At 63.5% G+C, this 16,470-nt stretch carries 22 protein-coding genes; 8 read left to right on the top strand and 14 right to left on the bottom strand.

Going from position 1 to position 16,470, the window contains the following annotated elements:
- Positions 1-4 precede the first annotated feature (4 nt).
- Positions 5-1,102 carry an alanine/ornithine racemase family PLP-dependent enzyme gene (locus tag BB28_RS14925; RefSeq protein ID WP_046254067.1) on the bottom strand — a complete coding sequence of 366 codons (1,098 nt, stop codon included), beginning with the start codon at positions 1,100-1,102 and terminating at the stop codon, positions 5-7.
- Entirely contained in the window at positions 1,099-2,274 is a 1,176-nt protein-coding gene (locus BB28_RS14920) for an N-acetyltransferase DgcN family protein (RefSeq protein ID WP_191985235.1), read from the bottom strand. The genes BB28_RS14925 and BB28_RS14920 overlap by 4 nt, the downstream gene beginning before the upstream one ends.
- Before the next feature lie 262 nt (positions 2,275-2,536).
- Between BB28_RS14920 and BB28_RS14915 the strand changes: the two genes are divergently transcribed.
- Positions 2,537-3,586: a DUF4192 domain-containing protein gene (locus BB28_RS14915; RefSeq protein ID WP_046254065.1), complete on the top strand. Its 1,050-nt coding sequence runs from the start codon at positions 2,537-2,539 to the stop codon at positions 3,584-3,586.
- On the opposite strand, the gene BB28_RS14910 is transcribed toward BB28_RS14915, so the two are convergent.
- The 3 genes from BB28_RS14910 to BB28_RS14900 all read right to left on the bottom strand — a co-directional run bounded on the left by BB28_RS14910 (position 3,583) and on the right by BB28_RS14900 (position 5,882).
- Positions 3,583-4,269: an iron-dependent transcriptional repressor DtxR gene (locus BB28_RS14910; protein ID WP_030093805.1), complete on the bottom strand. Its 687-nt coding sequence runs from the start codon at positions 4,267-4,269 to the stop codon at positions 3,583-3,585. The genes BB28_RS14915 and BB28_RS14910 overlap by 4 nt on opposite strands.
- Before the next feature lie 101 nt (positions 4,270-4,370).
- On the bottom strand, positions 4,371-5,342 hold the full coding sequence (locus BB28_RS14905) for a sigma-70 family RNA polymerase sigma factor (protein ID WP_046254064.1): 972 nt from the start codon (positions 5,340-5,342) through the stop codon (positions 4,371-4,373).
- A gap of 147 nt (positions 5,343-5,489) precedes the next feature.
- Positions 5,490-5,882 carry a DUF3099 domain-containing protein gene (locus tag BB28_RS14900; protein ID WP_030093803.1) on the bottom strand — a complete coding sequence of 131 codons (393 nt, stop codon included), beginning with the start codon at positions 5,880-5,882 and terminating at the stop codon, positions 5,490-5,492.
- Positions 5,883-5,907: 25 nt separating this feature from the next.
- Here BB28_RS14900 and BB28_RS14895 point away from each other — a divergent pair, with 25 nt between their 5' ends.
- Entirely contained in the window at positions 5,908-6,141 is a 234-nt protein-coding gene (locus tag BB28_RS14895) for a DUF3039 domain-containing protein (RefSeq protein WP_030093802.1), read from the top strand.
- On the opposite strand, the gene BB28_RS14890 is transcribed toward BB28_RS14895, so the two are convergent.
- Both BB28_RS14890 and BB28_RS14885 read right to left on the bottom strand, forming a co-directional pair.
- A complete protein-coding gene (locus BB28_RS14890) occupies positions 6,138-7,112 on the bottom strand; it encodes a YihY/virulence factor BrkB family protein (RefSeq protein WP_046254063.1) in 975 nt (324 codons plus the stop codon). The two genes, BB28_RS14895 and BB28_RS14890, sit on opposite strands and share 4 nt — an antisense overlap.
- A gap of 62 nt (positions 7,113-7,174) precedes the next feature.
- Entirely contained in the window at positions 7,175-7,369 is a 195-nt protein-coding gene (locus BB28_RS14885) for a DUF7455 domain-containing protein (RefSeq protein WP_030093800.1), read from the bottom strand.
- Positions 7,370-7,539: 170 nt separating this feature from the next.
- On the opposite strand from BB28_RS14885, the gene BB28_RS14880 reads away from it, so the two are divergent.
- The 4 genes from BB28_RS14880 to BB28_RS25090 are packed head-to-tail and all read left to right on the top strand — an operon-like array spanning position 7,540 to position 9,456.
- Positions 7,540-7,929: a DUF952 domain-containing protein gene (locus BB28_RS14880; RefSeq protein ID WP_419894526.1), complete on the top strand. Its 390-nt coding sequence runs from the start codon at positions 7,540-7,542 to the stop codon at positions 7,927-7,929.
- Between the two features lie 42 nt (positions 7,930-7,971).
- Positions 7,972-8,868 carry a multinuclear nonheme iron-dependent oxidase gene (locus tag BB28_RS14875; protein ID WP_046254061.1) on the top strand — a complete coding sequence of 299 codons (897 nt, stop codon included), beginning with the start codon at positions 7,972-7,974 and terminating at the stop codon, positions 8,866-8,868.
- A complete protein-coding gene (locus BB28_RS14870; protein WP_030093797.1) occupies positions 8,861-9,289 on the top strand; it encodes an SCO6045 C-terminal-like domain-containing protein in 429 nt (142 codons plus the stop codon). Before BB28_RS14875 ends, BB28_RS14870 begins: the two co-directional genes overlap by 8 nt.
- Positions 9,286-9,456: a hypothetical protein gene (locus BB28_RS25090; RefSeq protein ID WP_157889440.1), complete on the top strand. Its 171-nt coding sequence runs from the start codon at positions 9,286-9,288 to the stop codon at positions 9,454-9,456. Before BB28_RS14870 ends, BB28_RS25090 begins: the two co-directional genes overlap by 4 nt.
- Here BB28_RS25090 and BB28_RS14865 read toward each other — a convergent pair.
- Genes BB28_RS14865 through BB28_RS14855 form a run of 3 tightly spaced genes read right to left on the bottom strand, consistent with a single transcriptional unit; the run spans position 9,453 to position 11,287 of the window.
- Positions 9,453-10,115, bottom strand: coding sequence for a sterol desaturase family protein (locus BB28_RS14865; RefSeq protein ID WP_046254059.1), 663 nt, complete (start codon positions 10,113-10,115; stop codon positions 9,453-9,455). The two genes, BB28_RS25090 and BB28_RS14865, sit on opposite strands and share 4 nt — an antisense overlap.
- The gene (locus BB28_RS14860) at positions 10,112-10,852 is read right to left on the bottom strand and encodes a FadR/GntR family transcriptional regulator (protein WP_046254058.1); all 741 of its coding nucleotides are present in this window, start codon (positions 10,850-10,852) and stop codon (positions 10,112-10,114) included. Before BB28_RS14860 ends, BB28_RS14865 begins: the two co-directional genes overlap by 4 nt.
- Before the next feature lie 33 nt (positions 10,853-10,885).
- Positions 10,886-11,287 carry a RidA family protein gene (locus BB28_RS14855; protein WP_046254057.1) on the bottom strand — a complete coding sequence of 134 codons (402 nt, stop codon included), beginning with the start codon at positions 11,285-11,287 and terminating at the stop codon, positions 10,886-10,888.
- Positions 11,288-11,343: 56 nt separating this feature from the next.
- Between BB28_RS14855 and BB28_RS14850 the strand changes: the two genes are divergently transcribed.
- A complete protein-coding gene (locus BB28_RS14850) occupies positions 11,344-12,174 on the top strand; it encodes an LLM class F420-dependent oxidoreductase (RefSeq protein WP_046254056.1) in 831 nt (276 codons plus the stop codon).
- Here BB28_RS14850 and BB28_RS14845 read toward each other — a convergent pair.
- The 4 genes from BB28_RS14845 to BB28_RS14830 form a co-directional block, all read right to left on the bottom strand.
- A complete protein-coding gene (locus BB28_RS14845) occupies positions 12,163-12,834 on the bottom strand; it encodes a VOC family protein (RefSeq protein ID WP_046254055.1) in 672 nt (223 codons plus the stop codon). The two genes, BB28_RS14850 and BB28_RS14845, sit on opposite strands and share 12 nt — an antisense overlap.
- A gap of 33 nt (positions 12,835-12,867) precedes the next feature.
- Complete coding sequence (locus tag BB28_RS14840) at positions 12,868-14,244, bottom strand: FAD-containing oxidoreductase (protein WP_046254054.1); 1,377 nt, start codon at positions 14,242-14,244, stop codon at positions 12,868-12,870.
- Positions 14,241-14,723 carry a membrane protein gene (locus BB28_RS14835; protein WP_046254053.1) on the bottom strand — a complete coding sequence of 161 codons (483 nt, stop codon included), beginning with the start codon at positions 14,721-14,723 and terminating at the stop codon, positions 14,241-14,243. The genes BB28_RS14840 and BB28_RS14835 overlap by 4 nt, the downstream gene beginning before the upstream one ends.
- 68 nt (positions 14,724-14,791) lie before the next feature.
- Positions 14,792-15,349: a methylated-DNA--[protein]-cysteine S-methyltransferase gene (locus BB28_RS14830; protein WP_046255854.1), complete on the bottom strand. Its 558-nt coding sequence runs from the start codon at positions 15,347-15,349 to the stop codon at positions 14,792-14,794.
- A 99-nt stretch (positions 15,350-15,448) separates the two neighbouring features.
- Between BB28_RS14830 and BB28_RS14825 the strand changes: the two genes are divergently transcribed.
- The gene (locus tag BB28_RS14825; RefSeq protein WP_064393514.1) at positions 15,449-16,438 is read left to right on the top strand and encodes a DUF2971 domain-containing protein; all 990 of its coding nucleotides are present in this window, start codon (positions 15,449-15,451) and stop codon (positions 16,436-16,438) included.
- The last annotated feature ends 32 nt before the right edge of the window (positions 16,439-16,470 follow it).

Genomic DNA, 16,470 nt, shown 5'->3' with positions numbered 1-16,470 from the left:
CCGGCTACCGGAGTGACCGTATCCCGTGGGGTGCGATGGAACGGCCCAGATGCTCGATCTTGGCGACGAAGGGCGATGTCATCGCCCGCACGAGCGTGCCGTAGCCGATACCGAAGGCGATCTCGTCTCCGACAACCGCCTGGTGATCACCGAGGTCGACCACCAGATGGTCGCTGCTCATCCCGAGGACCATGATGCCCTCGGGTGGCTGCAGGCCATCCGGGTCCACGTCCTGGCGGCCGAGGGCCAGGATTGCCTGGCGCACAGTCGCACTGCCGGTGCGGGCCGGTGCTTCGCCGAATGCCGCCTGAGCACGATGCCCCCAGGGTTGAGCGGGTTTCATCGCGACCTCGATGACTTCTGCACTCAAGGTGAAGGCATTCGTGTGCAGGCCGGGGATCGGTGTTCGGTACAGCGGGTCGACGCCGAGAAGAATGGCTTCACCGAGCCGGAGTTCGTCGATCCGGCCGACGTCGTGTGTGTGCAGCGCCCAGTTCAGGTTCGCAGAGTTGCCGCCTGAGACAACCTCGAGCGAGATCCCGTGCAGTGCCTCGATGTGGTTCGCGAGCTCCGTAAGGATGCCCATGTTCCGGTCGTCGGGCACGACGCCGCTCTGACAAGCGAGGTTGGCACCGAGCCCGGCGAGCCGCAACGAGGAGTGGCCAAGAACGGCCCGCGCAGCTTCGGGGGCGTCGTCCAGCGCGATGCCCTCACGCAGGTCGCCCAGTTCAACCATGAGCACGACGGCATGTACCCGGTTCTGTTGGGACGCGGCCTTATCGAGCGCAGCCAGGACGACGGCCTCGGTGTTCAGACTGACATCGGCGATGTCAACGATCTGTGCCACTTGGCTGAGCATGGGTGAGCGGATCAACGTGCGTAGCGGTAGGCAGTCGAGGCCGGCCAGCCGAGCGAGGTTCGGTATCCGTGAGTCACCGAGTCCGCGGGCGCCGCCGCGCAGCATCGCCGCACCGACACCCGGCGAGCCCAACACTGCCTTGGTGATGCCGGTGACCCGGATGCCCACCCCGGTAAGCCGATCAACCAGGATCCGCGTGTTCTGCTCGACCTTGTCGAGATCGGTCTCGAGCCGAAGTGTCACACTGGGGTGGTCGCGTTGGCTTTCCCAGCGAGGACAGGGAAAGCCGACAGCACCATCTCGACCAGCTCCGAAGCGGGGCGTGTCAGCGGGTCGGTAACCGGGAGGCCGAGCTCCGAATGATGCTCGGAGATCGCATCGTTCAGCTCGTCGCCGGTCATTTCCTCGTGGTTGATCGTGACCCCGATGACGCGAGTATCGGCGAACGCCTCGATCAGTGCGATCTCGCTGGCTGCGGTCGGCATCGGCACCATGGGGAAGTCGCCGAGCACCTTACGTTTTGGTGCGTGCTGCACGATCACGCCGGCCGGGCGGCTGCCCCGCAGGATGTGGGCCGACGTGATGTACGCGGGGTGGCTCAGCGCGCCCTGGCCCTCGACCACGATCACGTCAGGGTCTTCACCCTCGGACGCGGCGACGACCTGGTGCTCGACTTCACCCGAGCAGAACTGGGGGACCAGCGCGTCCAGCGCCACGCCGTACTTCCCGCCCTGGATCAGGGTGGTCTGACCGGTGCCGACCATGACCGCCCTGATGCCGCGTGCATTCAATGCTTGGACCAGCAAGGTGGCGGTGGTGCGTTTCCCGATCGCCCCGTCCGTACCCAGGATCGCGATTCTTGGGCAGGTGATGTCGAAGATCCGGCCGGAGAACAGGTGTAGGTCGCGCTTGGACTTCGGTTGGCGTACATCGGTGATGGTGACTCGGGCGATCACAGCTGCTGCTACGAATTCGGCATCGTCGTTGAGGAACTCGTGCAGGCCGTTGATGATGTGCATCCCGCGGGCGATGCCGTCTAGCAGTACGAGCCGCTGCTCGTTCGACAGTAGGCCGTCGGCAGGCGCCAGCCCACAGATCAGGTAGTCGGGTACGCGGCCTGCGTGAGCGACGGACTCGGCCAGCGATGCCAGCACCGGGATACCGTTCGCCGTGCCGTCGAGGAGTTTTCCGGCATCGACTCCGGCCCGGAGGCTGTCGATGACACTGAGGATCTCGTACTTCTCCGAGTGCCGCACTAGGCCGTTGGCGGTCTTGCCGTCCTGCTCACCGAATTGTCCCTCGCAGTAGACGATCGCGGTGGAGCCAACAGGCATTGGGAAGGGAGCCGCGGGAAGGATGCCTTCGCTGCGTTCGGAGGCACCGAGAAAGGGGGTACCGCTTGTGAGTGACGACATGGAATCCTCTGAGAAGTCTCAGAGGAGGCGACGGGATCGAGGTGAGGCGGTAAGCCCAACATCCAGCGAGTGGTCTGCCCTGAGGGTCGGCAAGATTACCGACGCCTTGATGCTACCCGATCGGCAATGACGGCCCTGTTTTCGGCGGTGGCCCTGGGTACGTTGTCCACAATCGCGGCGGCATCCACAGGTTCCCGGCGGCGCTGTCACAACGTGAGGTCGCCGTGGCGGCATTGACGGTCCTGGCTGTCACGGTGCGGACATGACATCACTGATTCCCGGACCACTCGGTCGTCCCGACTTTCGATTGAATCGGCCCTCTGCACTGATCGCCGCGTTACCGGCGATGTTGGGGTTCATTCCGGAAGATTCCCTTGTCGTGGTCACACTCGCCGGTGGGCTCATCGAAGCGATACTGCGTAGGGATCTGCACGACCTGGACGGCACCGACTACGCGGCATTCGAGGTGTTAGCAGAGGTATTGGGCCCGGGGCCAGCCGATGCGGTGATCGCAGTGGTCATCAGCGCGGACATGGACGAGCACGAGGCCGGTGACATCATCCGGCGACTAGCGAAACATTTGGAACGTCAGGGTATTTCGTTAATCGCCGGCCATACGGTAGACCGTGTCGGGCCCCAGGGCTGGTGGCGGTGCTATGACGGATGCGGCGCAGGCGGGCCCGTCGACGATCCGGAATGCTCGCCGCTGACCGCGGCGGCGGTACTGGCCGGCAGGACCGTGCATCGCCGCAGGGAGGATCTCGTGGCGCTGATCGCGCCCACCGACACCGCGCGCACCTGCGCGCTGGCGGTTTCCTTGCGGCGGCCGTCTCAGGGACAGGGCGACGGGGCCGTGGTGGACCGGCGTGCCGTCAATCGAGTGATGCGGGCGGCGTGCCAAACAGCGGAACTCCGCTCACTGTCCAACCGTGAGCTGCTGGCGATAGCTCGCTCCCTGACGGTCGTGCGGGTTCGAGACACGCTGTGTGCCTTGGCTGTCGGTGTGCTGTCCGACGATGTGGAACGGTTGTGGCTGGCGCTGAGTCGATTGCTCCCGGACCCCTGGCGTGCGGAAGCGTTGGTGTTGTTGGGATTTAGTGCCTATGTGCGCGGCGACGGTCCACTGGCTGGTGTCGCGCTGGATGCCGCGCTGACGGCCCGGCCGGACCATCGTCTGGGACAGCTCCTGATGTCGGCGCTGCACTCCGGTATGCGCCCCGATGAGATTCGTGCGCTGGCCGATACCGGCTTCCGGCTGGCTCACGAGCTGGGAATCAGCCTGCCGCCCAGGCAAGTCCGACCTGTGAGCTAGACCTTCTCCACCATGACGGCGTGCGCCATCTCATGCGGCAGCTCGACACTTTCATGGCCGGGAATGACGATGATGACGCCCTCGGAGGAGGACTCCACGGTGACGCGCGCATTCGGCACGATGCCAGCGTCCTTAAGGCGCGTCAGCAGATCGGTATCGGCCTGCACGTGTTCGGCCAGGCGGCGCACCACCACGGCAACCTGTGAGCCCCCGGCAATCTCGGTGAGCCGCACGGCGCTCGCATTCTCGGACCGGTCAGGGGCGACACCCAGCTCGGAGAGACCGGGAATGGGGTTACCGAACGGGGAAGTGGTCGGGTTGTTGAGCACGGTGAGCAGTCGGCGCTCGACATCCTCGCTCATCACATGTTCCCAACGGCAAGCCTCGGCGTGCACGTCTTCCCAGGGCAGCCCGATGATGTCGACCAGCAGGCACTCGGCCAGCCGGTGCTTGCGCATCACCGAGACCGCCAGTGCGCGGCCCTTGTCGGTGAGTTCCAAGTGGCGGTCGCCGGCGACGTTCAGCAGGCCGTCGCGTTCCATCCGCGCCACCGTCTGGCTCACGGTCGGGCCGCTCTGCTCGAGCCTTTCGGCAATGCGGGCACGCAGCGGCACCACGCCCTCTTCTTCGAGGTCGTAGATCGTTCGCAGATACATTTCTGTCGTATCGACAAGATCGTTCACCACTCGCCCCTTACGGTCGTGCTTAGTCTACCGATCTACAACGCAAATCGGGGCGCTGCGCTTCCAGAACGCAGCGCCCCGAGGGCAGGGTAGTAGGTCAACTAGCTCGCGTACGAACGCAGGCGTTCTGCGCGGTCGCCGTGGCGCAGCTTCGTCATGACTTCACGCTCGATCTGACGCACCCGCTCGCGAGACAGTCCGAACAGCTTGCCGATCTGGTCGAGTGTGCGGGCCTGTCCGTCATCGAGTCCGTACCGAAGCCGGATGACCTGCTGCTCACGCTCGTCGAGAGTGGCCAGCACGCTGCGCACGTCCGAGTGCAGTAGCTCGGCGATGACGGCGTTCTCCGCCGACATGGCCTCGGTGTCCTCGATAAAGTCGCCAAGCGGCGCTTCTTCGTCGGTACCAACCGGCATGTCCAGGCTTACCGGATCCCGGCTGTGGTCCAGCAGATCCCCGATCTTCTCCACGGGAATGCCGGACTCCTCGGCCAGTTCCTCGTCGCTGGCCTCGCGGCCAAGCCGCTGGTGCAGCTCACGCTTGATGCGAGCCAGCTTGTTCACCTGCTCCACCAGGTGCACTGGCAGGCGGATGGTGCGGCTCTGATCGGCCATGCCGCGGGTGATGGCCTGACGGATCCACCAGGTGGCGTAGGTCGAGAACTTGAACCCCTTGGCGTAGTCGAACTTCTCCATAGCGCGGATCAAGCCCAGGTTGCCCTCCTGGATGAGGTCCAGCAGCGGCATTCCGCGTCCGGTGTAGCGCTTGGCCAGCGACACCACCAGCCGCAGGTTGGCCTCCAGCAGGTGGCTGCGCGCGGCGCTACCTTCCCGCACGATGGCTGCCAGATCCTTCTTGCGGGCCTCGCCGAGGCGTTTCTTGGTGTCCAGAAGGTGCTGGGCGTACAGCCCCGCCTCGATCCGTTTTGCCAGCTCGACTTCGTCCTCCGCCGTGAGCAGAGCAGTCTTGCCGATGCCGTTCAAATACACCCGCACGAGGTCGGCGGCTGGACTTTGGGTGTCCAGATCGTCGGACTCAGTAGTACGGGCCGGACGGGTCGTGGCGTTTGCCATCGCTGCCTCCTAGTTGATCCGTAGGTCTCATGAGTTGCAACGCCCGGGTGGCCCAGAAAGTTCCTGAGGTTCCCAAATGGCGCCGTCACTGACCTGCGGATTTCGAGTTAGCAGCTGAGAATGTCCTGAGAATTGACATAGCTGTCCCTAAGACGGGCCAGCGGAGCCTTCCGGAGGGGTGCGCGGTTGCGGCGGAGGCGCGGGATCAATCGCTCGGCGTTCCGCCGTGGGAAACAGCGAGTGCCGATGTTCCTGGGGCCCGTATCGCCGCGGTTCCTCGGCCTTGCGGGCCGGACGGTCGTTGGCGATGAGCACCGCCATCCAGGGCAGTGGGATCGATGCCGCCAAGATCGCCAGCGAGATCCATCCGTTGTGCCACACGCTGTAGGCCCAGGCGGCGCCCAGTAGTGCCGGGATCCGGAACGCCATCAGCGTCAAATAGCGGCGTACCCGGGCGCGGTGTTGTTCTTCGACCGAGACCGCGGCCGCTGTGATGAGTACAGGGTGGCCGTCGTCATCGAACGACAGCTCTTTTCTCATATCTCCAGGATGTCACAATGTAGGGATGGACACGCAGACGCTCGAGCGTCCGGACACCACCGTCGACGAGAGCACCGACAGTGACAGGCCGAAGGTCTTTCACTACGTCAAGAAGGACAAGATCGTGGAGAGCGCGGTCATGGGAAACCATGTGGTCGCCCTGTGCGGTGAGGTTTTTCCGGTCACCAAGTCGGCCAAACCCGGCTCACCGGTGTGCCCCGACTGCAAGCGCATCTACGAAATGATGAAGAAGGACTAGCAGCCTTCAGGGGCTTTCTCCGGAGCCGCCTCGTCGGGGCTGCTCGGGGCGGTGTTGCCGCCGTTTTGGGGGCTCAGCCATTCCCGCAGCTGCCGGGCGTGGGTGGCCCCGGCCGGCCAGTTCTCCTCGATCGCGGCATTCAGCTCGGCGCCCAGTACGATCGCGAATCCCAGCATGAACGCGAACAGCAAGAACGCGATGGGGGTCGCCAGCGCGCCGTAGGTGTATCCGGTGCGGGTGATCCAGTTCAGGTAGAACCGCAGCCCCAGGCTGGCGATCACGAAGAACGTCACCGCCAGCAGCGCACCGATCCACAGCCGGTGCGAAGGAAGAGGCCGCGGTAGGGATACCCGGTACAGCAGCGTCACCAGGGCCACCAGTGCGATGCCGAAGAGCGGGAAGTAGCCGTAACGCAGCACCGCATTCCACGAGTCGGGTACCACCTCGGCGATCCGTTTGGGTCCGAGGGCGATCACCGGCAAGGTCACCACCGCCATCGCCAGCGCGGCGACGTACAGGCCCAGCGCAAAGAACCGCTGGCGCACGGGATGGCGCAGGGGTGTCTGGTCGTGCGCCTCCACCACGGAGTCCACAAAGCTAGATATCGCCGAGGACCCTGCCCACAGTGAGATGACGAATCCGATGGAGACCACCTCGCCGCGCCCGTCGCGCATGATGTCGACGATGGTGGGCTCGATGATCTCGGTGACCACGCTCTTGCTGAAAACACTGTTGGCCACCCGCAGGATTCGCTCCTGGATCTCGGGCAGCGTGTCCGGTCCGAACAGCGGCCCGACGAACGTCAGACTCCCCAGGATCCCCAAAAGAAGCGGCGGTAGTGACAACACCTGCCAGAAGGCGGCCTGCGCCGACTGCGCGAAAATCGAGTCGTCCCAACTCTTTACGGCCGTGCGGCGCATTACGTGCAAGACGTCTCGACCGAACGAGAAATGGCGTGGCTTATCACTCATGGCCACACCAGCATTCCTGATGGGATGGTCAGCAGTACTTACCGGGGGTGAAACCGCGGTGACTAATCCTCGTCCGGACCGCTGATGTACAGCACAGCCGACATCGCACTCAGCTTCTCGGAGTGCTCATTGGCGTGGTGCTGGCAAAAGAGCAGCTGCGCTCCCGACGGGAGTGTGGCGCGGACTCGAGCAGCCGCACCGCAACGATCGCAGCGGTCAGCCTTCGTCAGCTCTGGACTGGTCAGAGTTGCGTTCATGGCTCCTCCGTATCTCTCCTGAGCTTTGCGGTCCGGTGAACCGCTCGGCGCCTATGTATGTACTTTGTCAGACGTTTGGGGGGTTTCGGTTGTTCCCCGCGTGTGTCCGGTGTGTCGCGGCTCACGTCGAGGGCGTTACAGCGTTGAGGCAGGCTGGTGTGATGCAGTCGATGCCGCCGGGTGAACCCGAACTCGTTCACATCTGTTCCGTCGAGGAGTGGGCGTTGGCGGGTGAACAGGGGGAGCATCGCCCCACGTCACTGGCCGAAACGGGATTTGTTCATCTTTCCGAGCCGTACCAGGTTCACCTTCCGGCCAACCGCTTGTATCGCGGAAGGTGTGATCTGGTCGTATTGTCTGTTGCCCTGAATCTGCTGGACTCTCCGGTACGTTGGGAACCGGGCGTGCCGAGCGACCCCGAATCGATGCTGTTCCCTCATCTATACGGACCGCTGCCGATCGCCGCAGTTACTTCCGTGGCGAACTTCCGGCCGGGATCGGATGGCTTTTTTGAGCCGCTGGCACCTAAGCACTTCCTAAGCTATCAACGTGGTAGCTAGACTGGCGTAGTTCGTCGGTCTTGAGATAAGGGGGTAACCGCGGTGGCCTCTTCAAATCACCCGCTTAAGACCGTGCTGGCCGATGAGCCCGCGGTTGGCGCCTCGTGGCGTCCAGAGCTTGCTGCGATGTTCAACCAGGGGGCCGTCACCGACGACGCCCTGAGCCTCGCCTTCACCGAGATCGTCGCCGAGAACTTTCGCCCCGGAGCGCTGCCCGTCGAACTGACGCGCCTTCGTGAGGCGGGCACCGTCGTCGTGCCGCACGGCGTGTCATTGGGTCTTGCCGGAGCCGATCTGCCAGACGCCAAGCGCGTCAAGCACCTGGCCGCCCTCGCCGCGGAGCTCAATGCTCCGATGGTCAGCGAGCATGTCGCGTTCGTGCGGGCAGGCTTCGAAAGTGGAGGCCAGCACGGCGTCCTAGAGGCGGGGCACCTGGTGGCTCCGCCGCGCACCACATTGGCTTTGGATGTGTTGGTGGACAACGTTTCCCGAGTGCAAGACGACCTCGGTGTGCCGTTGGCGCTGGAGAATGTGGCGACCACCTTGCAGTGGCCCGAGAACGAGCTGAGCGAGCCCGACTACCTGCGGGAACTATCCCGGCGCACCGGCTGTTGGCTGGTGCTCGACGTGCCCAACCTGTATGCGACGGCGGTGGCCTCGGGCACTGATCCCATCGCGATGCTGCGCCGTTTCCCGATCGAGCGTGTCGCGTACGTGCACATCGCCGGTGGCCGGTTCGAGGGCGATCTGTACTGGGATACCCACTCCGACACGATCATCGATCCGGTGGCCGATCTGCTCACCGAGTTCGTGGTGCTCACCTCGGGCCGCGGCCTGGGCGTGCTGATCGAACGCGATGGATCGATCGACGAAGCCAGCGTGAGCGCCGACCTTTCGGTGGTCCGCCAGGCGATCAAGGCCGGTGTTGTTCATGCTTGACAACCGCGAGGTCTTGCGGCGTCGTCAACTGTCGGTGCTGTCGGACCTGCTTGCCGGTAATGCCCCGTCGGGTTTCGACGAGTACACGGCGCTGACCGCCGGTGTGCAGCTGCGGAGTAAGCGGCGTTTCGACGTCGCCAACGCGGTGCCGTGGCTTGCTGAACTGCCCAACTGGGAGTACGAATTCGAGCAGTACGCGCGCCTGCACTCCATGCGGTGCTGCGTGCTGTGTGACGCCAAAGAGTTCCGCACATACAGCTACGAACTGCCGCGTCTGCGCGACTGGATGATGGACCGCGAGGTCGCCGAGGGGCTTCGCCGGATCGCCCTAGTGCGTCGTGGTGGTCGGCGGGAGCTTCAGATCGCATTTGGAAAGAAGCTGCGTTACTTCGCATTACGGCCGGAGCGGGCTGAGGCATGATGACCGCTGTCATCGTCATAGTGACGGTGGCAGCGCTGCTGGTCGTCGGGCTGGGATTCCTGGTGGTGACCAATTCGGGTAGTCGGCCGCGAAACGACCCTGATGCCCCGGATCATCAACAGACCGGATACTCGGGCGCCAGTTACGGGCCGGATGCCGGGAGCTAGCCAGTAATGCTGGACGCGTGCAGGTTTCGCACCGTCGGTGAAGATTGCACCTGTTGTGGATCCGGATAGGTTCCGAGTAGGCGGTCTGCGGTTCCCGAGCTGGTGACGGTAAACCAGTAGTTCTCATTCTTGAAGTGGTGGTACCGGTGGTTTCGCCAGACCGCGCGATAGATCGCGTGGCGGGGTTTGTAGTCGGTATGGACGAGGTAGTGCGTCCACTCGTAGAACACCAGGAACAACGCCACTGTGAGTGCGAAGGTGAGCCCAAGTCCCGTGCGCGGGAACGCAAAGAGTGCGGCCAGGGTCAATCCGATGATCACCACGACCAGACTTGGCCAGGGGATGAACACCAGCGGGATGTCCCGCGGATCCTGATGATGCAGGCGGTGATCACGGGCGAGCCGCGAGTCGATTTTCACCGGCCCCACCGAGCGCGGGCGCCAGTGCAGGATTCCTACGTGGATGAGCCACTCGGCGATAGGCGAGATCGCTACCAGCACAACGGGTGTGATGGCATCGGCGATTGTCCAGTCACCGACGGCGAGTCGCGCACCGAGTAGAGCGGCGGACCATACGACAAGCATCCAGGGGGTGGGGTGCTTGACGAATTCGACAAGGGCATCGCGCAGAGTCATCGACTTACGTGCGGCACGGGTCATTTCTGGTTCTCCGATTCGTCCATGAGTTCCTCCAGGAGTTCGTCAAAGGCCTTGGTGCCCAAGGCAAGCATTGCAACGGCGGCCTCTTGCGCGGCGTCTGGATTTTGTGTGGCGATGGCATCGGCGAGCGCGCGGTAGTGGCCGATGTCGCCGACTTCGGCGGCCATCACGTTGACGAGCACATCCAGCGCCCGCACATAAGAGTCGCGCATGGTGTTGAACACCAGCCGGAAAGCAATCGAGTCGGCGGTATCGATGACTAGCTCCCAGAACCCGAGTGCTTGCCACATTCGTTGTAGCGGATCGTTTTCCGCTTCCAGGTCGGCGGTCATTGTGCGCAGCTGATCTGCGACGCCGGGATTCTGGTGAGATCGTTGTGCGGCCAAGCGTGCCACCTGGGGGCCGATGATGGCCCGGGCCTCGATGACGCTCGCGAGTGTGCGGCGATCCACATCTCCGCCGTAGGCGAGCAGTAGTGGTAGCACGTCGAAGCCGGCGTCGCTGCGGTAATCCCGGATCACCGTGGACCCGCCCTGGCGGATGTGAATCAGGCCCGAGCGCTCCAGTCGGCCCAGCGCTTCGCGGACCGCTGTGCGAGACACTCCGAGGGCTTCGGCGAGGGCGCGCTCGCTGGGCAACGTGTCACCCGGGGTGCGGTCACCGGTGAGGACCTGCGCCGCGAGCTGGCTGAATATCTCATCGGGTATCGACTGCCGGGCGATCGGCTGCAGTGCCATGCCGTCACGGTAGCACCGCGATTGGTAAGAGGTCTAGTGGTCTGACCAATTTAATGTGATGGCATCGGCCTCGATCTCGACCAGCAGCGCTGGATCGATGAGCGCCGACACCTCGACCATGGTGGCTGCCGGGCAGATATCGCCGAAAAACTCGCCGTGGGCCAAACCGACCTCACGCCACCGCCCGATATCGGTGACGAAGATGCGGGTGCGTATGACATCGCCCAGGGTGGCGCCCGCTTGGCTAAGTGCCGACTCGATTCGGCGCAGCGCCTCGCGGGTCTGTTCGGCGATGTCGTCACCGCCGACGGGCGCTTGGCCCTGACGTGCCGCCGTGGTGCCGGCGACGGCGACGTGCGGGCCGACCCGCACCGCACGCGAGTAGCCGACGGCTGCTTCCCATTCGCCGCCTGACGAAATGTTCACGCGTTCCATGGCGGCAGCGTAAGCGGCGGGGAATACCGGCGGCGATCGATTAATTGCACTGCGATGTGACCGGACGCATACGCATCGGAATTCAGCTGCGGCCCGCAAAGGCGCAGAACTACAAACAGTGGCGCGACGCCGTGCTGCGCGCCGAAGACAAGGGAGTGGACGTCATCTTCGGCTATGACCACTTCCATTGGCCCGCAGGAACCCTCAGCAGCGAGGGAGTGGTGCTCGACGAGGTACAGCCCGACGTCAACAACTTCGAGGGCTGGACCGCCCTGGGGTCATGGGCCGAGGTCACCTCGCGGGCGGAGATAGGGCTGCTCGTGACGGGAGTGGGCTACCGCAATCCCGATCTGCTGGCCGATATGGCCCGCACCGTCGATCACATCAGCGACGGTCGGCTGATTCTCGGGGTCGGCGCCGGCTGGTACGAAAGGGACTACACCACCTACGGATATGAGTTCGGTACGGCGGGTTCTCGATTCGATCTGTTCGAGGAGAGTCTGGAACGCATCGAGAACCGGTTGGGTCAGTTGCTGCCGTCGCCCGTGCGTCCCATCCCGATCTTGATAGGTGGTGGGGGAGAGAAGCGCACCATTCCACTGGTGGCCCGGCACGCCCACATCTGGCACGCGTTCGCCGATGTGGACACCTACCGGCGAAAGAACGACATCCTGATCGCCGAGGCCGAACGAATCGGACGTGACCACAATGAAATCGAACGCTCGACCAGCTGGGGGCTGGACCCCGCACGCGGGTTGACGGCCGCGGAGGCCGACGCCTATGCCGAGGTGGGTGCAAGGCTGTTCACCGTGGGCATCGACGCCGACAACGATTACGACCTCTCGGTACTCGATGCCCCGCTGGCCTGGCGCGATTCACGCTCCTAGCGGTTGAATCAGGTAGTGCTCGCCGATCTCCAGCGGGGTGGGTACATCTGCGGTCACCACGGTGGGCGCGGCGGCAGGTGGGAGCCGATTCTCGGGGCGCCACGTGACATCGGAGGGCACCAGGATGAACAGGCCGTCATGATCGCCCACCGGGCCGAAGCCCGGCGCGGGTTCACCGAACGGCAGCAGACCCAGTGTGTCGCGCAGAAGCCGCTGAGTCTCCAGCACATCGGATACCCCGAAGCCGACCTCGCTGAGTGAACGGATATCGCCGACGCCGAATGGACGATCGATGCGGTTGTCGAGGATGTTGCGTTCGATGAGTTCGAGGACGGCGTTGTCGGGGCCGGCGAAGTAGATGCTGCGGGCCTGCCAATGGGGCGCGCAGTCGAATTCGTCATGCCATTGGTTGTCGGTCTGTAAGGGGACCCGTGCCGAGAGCCACTCCTTGGCGGCAGGCAGGCTCCCCGCAGGGATTGTGAAGGCGATGTGATGCGCGCCGTGATATGCCCTACCCGGAACCATCGTCAGGGTGCTGCTCCCGATGCGGACCGTGGCGCGGTTCCCGTCGAGTTGTACCGGCAATTCCAGGGTTTCGGCATAGAAACGTGCGGCCGAGACTACGTCGGTGGCGGTGATCTGTACATCGCGAATCTTCATGACGCCACGCTATGGCCTCATGTTCACTTGAGATCAAGCGAGCGGTTGGAGATCACCCAGAATCGTCGGCAAGAACTCCGCCACCGTGGGATGGATGTGCACGGTGCGCTGAAGTTGTCGTGCGGGCACCCCGTATTGCATGGTGTCGAGCAGGCAGTGCACCACCTCGTCGCCGCCCACCCCGAGGATGGTTGCGCCCAGGATGAGATCGGTGTCGGCATCGACCAAAACCTGCATATAGCCGTCGGTTTCGCCCTTTTCGAGGGCGCGGCCGACCTGACTCATCGGCTTGCGGCCGACGAGTACGGAGTGTCCCGAAGTGCGCGCCTGCGTCTCGGTCATGCCGACGCGCCCCAGCGGCGGATCGGTGTACAGGGCATAGCAGGGCAGTCTGTCGGTGACCCGTCGCGGATCGTCGTCGAGCAGATTCGCGGCCACGATCTCGAAGTCGTTGTATGAGGTGTGTGTGAACGCCCCGCGGCCGTTGCAGTCGCCCAGGGCCCAGATGCCCGGCACGTTGGTGCGCAGCTGGTCGTCGACCGTGATGTATCCACGATCGTCGGTGATGACGCCGGCGTTCTCCAGACCCAAGTCGTCGGTGTTGGGCCGGCGCCCGACCGCGACAAGCACATGAGAGCCGACCACTTCGGGCGCGCCCTGTGTGCAGTCGACGCCGACCCCGACTCCATTGTTCGTGCGGGACAGGCTGATACAGGAGGCGTTGAGCCGGAAGGAGATTCCCTCACGCTCCAGGACTTCCTGGATGATCGCCGAGGCGTCGGGGTCTTCACGTTCCACGAGCCGTGGCCCGCGGTGCACCACGGTGACCTGGCTGCCGAACCGGCGATAGATCTGCGCGAATTCCAGCCCGACATAGCTGCCGCCAATGACGACGAGATGTTCGGGGATGCCGTCGTATTCGATGAGTGAGCTGTTGGTCAACAGCGGAACATCGTCGACACCGGGCCAGTCCGGCACGACCGCCCGGCCGCCGACATTCAGAAACACCTTGTCGGCGGAGATGATTTCGTCGCCGACGGCGAGCTCGGTGGGGGAGATGAAGCGTGCGTGCTCGTGGTAGATAGTGCAGCCCAGATCCTTGAGCCACTTCTCACCGCCATTGCGGGACGGCAGGATCACCGAATCCTTGCGTTCGCGCACGCGGGCCATGTCCATGCTCACCGCGCCATCGACGACCACGCCCCACCGCGCGGCATCGCGTGCCATATGGGCGGCATGCGCGCTGGCGACGAGCGCCTTGGTGGGGCGACAGCCGGTGTTCACGCAGGTGCCGCCGAATAGATGGCGTTCCACGATCGCCACCGTCATCCCCGCGCTGCGTAGGCGGGCGGCCAAGGACGGGCCGGCCTGGCCGGCGCCCACGACGACGGCGTCAAAATGTGTGCTCACGTGGCGAGCACCAGGGTGATCGCCACGGCCGCCGCAACCGTGATCGCATCCTCGGTCAGGGCGGCGGGCAGGTCCTTACCGAAGGCTTCGGCCAGCTTGCCCCGAGCCCAGGCCCCGCCCAGGGTGCCGACCACCGCACCGATGGCGCCGAGCACCAGACCGATGATGAGTCCGGGAGAGGTGCCGCCCGCCAGGGTGCCGAGGACCGCCCCGTAGAAGGCGCCCAGCACCACCCGTGCCGCGAACGCGGGCGGCGCCTTGCGGCTCGGCGTCTTGGGCAGCTTGTCGTTGACGATCTCGCCGACGGCCAGCACCGTGGCGATGATGGCGACGATCAGGCTCGCCAAGAACGATGCCCAGGTACCCTCCACCAGAAGACATTTGGCGAATGCTGCCCAGCTCAAAACGGCAAGTGGCGTCATCGCGCGCAGGCCCGCGACGATACCGATGAGAAGTGCAGCTACATACAAACCGGTCATGAGGTCTCCCGATGCGTTTGGCTGGAGCTTGATGCGCTAGAGCGTAGACCCGCAGGGTGGCTTTTGCGTCAGAACAGTGTCGGGTCGTCGAAACCCGGGGCGTGTTCGAGTCTGAGTAGTTCGCGCTTGGTGACGACACCGCCGTAGGCGGAGAAGCCATGCAGGCTGTGATCGGCGGCGAGCACACGATGGCAGGGGACAAGTAACGGAATCGGATTGCGGCCCAATGACTGTCCGACGGCCTGTGCTGCGCCAGGTGCACCGACGGCTGCCGCCACCTCACCGTAGCTGCGGGTCGAGCCGGGGCCGATGGCCCTTGTCACCGCGTAGACCTCGCGATCGAAATCGGTGATGCCGTCAAGGTCCAGTTGAACCCACTGCAGGTCGTCGTCCTCACCGTCAAGGACTCGCGTCAGGCCGTCGATCGCCTCGGCCACGAAGGGCGGCGGCGTAAGTTCGCTCCCCGGGGGACGCCGGATCCTGGCCAGGGTGGCCGCATCGTCATTCTCGGGCAGCTGCAACGCGACGATGCCGTTGTCGCTCCACGCGATGGCGCAGGCGCCAATGGCGGTGTCGAAGAAGCAATGGCCGACAGTGCTCACGCTGCCCAGTATGGCCGGACCCACCGACACCAAGCCCTAGAGTTATGACCTCGAGTCAAATCAGGCTGCTCGTTGACGGCAAGGTCGTGTCTGGAGTCACTCATGCAGATAGCATCCGCACCGATGTCAGAGAATAGTCGCCCCTTAGAAGTCACGTCTGATACAGACTTGCCGAAGTCCGTGTACCACTACACGGACATAGTTGGTCTGCACGGTATTTGGGAGAGCGGACAGCTCTGGGCCACCGGTTCTCGCTTCCTAAACGACACTTCAGAACTCAAGCTTGGTGTCTTAGTTGTCCGGGGGACGGTGGCGCGTCGTCAGGCTGAGCTTGCGCAGGAGAATCTCGACAATCTGAAACGTGCTTTGGAGGAGGGAGAACCTCCAATGGTTAGTGACATCATCGACGCCTCGAAATCTGCAAATAGGGCAGAAATAGCAGAGTTGGACGAAATTAGCCTCGCCACCAAAGAGGCTGAAAGATATATGCACTGCCATATCGCGTGCCTATCAGAAAAGCGGGACCAGCTAAGTCAGTGGCGTGGATATGCGCGAGAGGGTTACTGCATCGGATTCAATACGCAGATGCTCCTGGAAAGTCTTGGAGAAAACAGAGTTATGCGGAGGGTGCATTACCCCGCGGATGGTGATGAGCGCATAAATGTTGACGAAAACGAAAATCGCTATGAAGCATATGCAAATGAAGTTGTTAACTATGCGAAATCCCTCCGCCAGCGATTACTTCCGTTCGTTGCGGACTGTGACGACGAGCTACGCCGGTGGATGCTATCCAAAGATCTGACTGTGCACGCCGCCTTTCTGAAAGATGGGAGCTTCCGAGAAGAATGCGAAGTCCGAATCGTCGAAGTCAACGGCAAGCCAGATACGTTCACCCCGCATCGATACGGAATGGTGCCGCAGATTTTCATCCCGATTCCGGATGGCTGTATCGAGTCGATAACTATAGGTCCCACGGCCCACAAAGAACTCAAACTTCTTTCTTTGTTTGATTACACGCGAGCAGTACGTTTTAAGAAGCGTGATGGTATGGCCCCTGATAGCGAAATTGCACCCGATATCTGGAATTCCACGATTCCGTTCCGTGATTGGTGAAGCACACCAACGCCCTTCGTCTCGATCCTGGG

The organism is Mycobacteroides chelonae CCUG 47445 (assembly GCF_001632805.1).
Taxonomy (GTDB): domain Bacteria; phylum Actinomycetota; class Actinomycetes; order Mycobacteriales; family Mycobacteriaceae; genus Mycobacterium; species Mycobacterium chelonae.
This window is presented reverse-complemented; position numbering and strand designations above follow the sequence as displayed.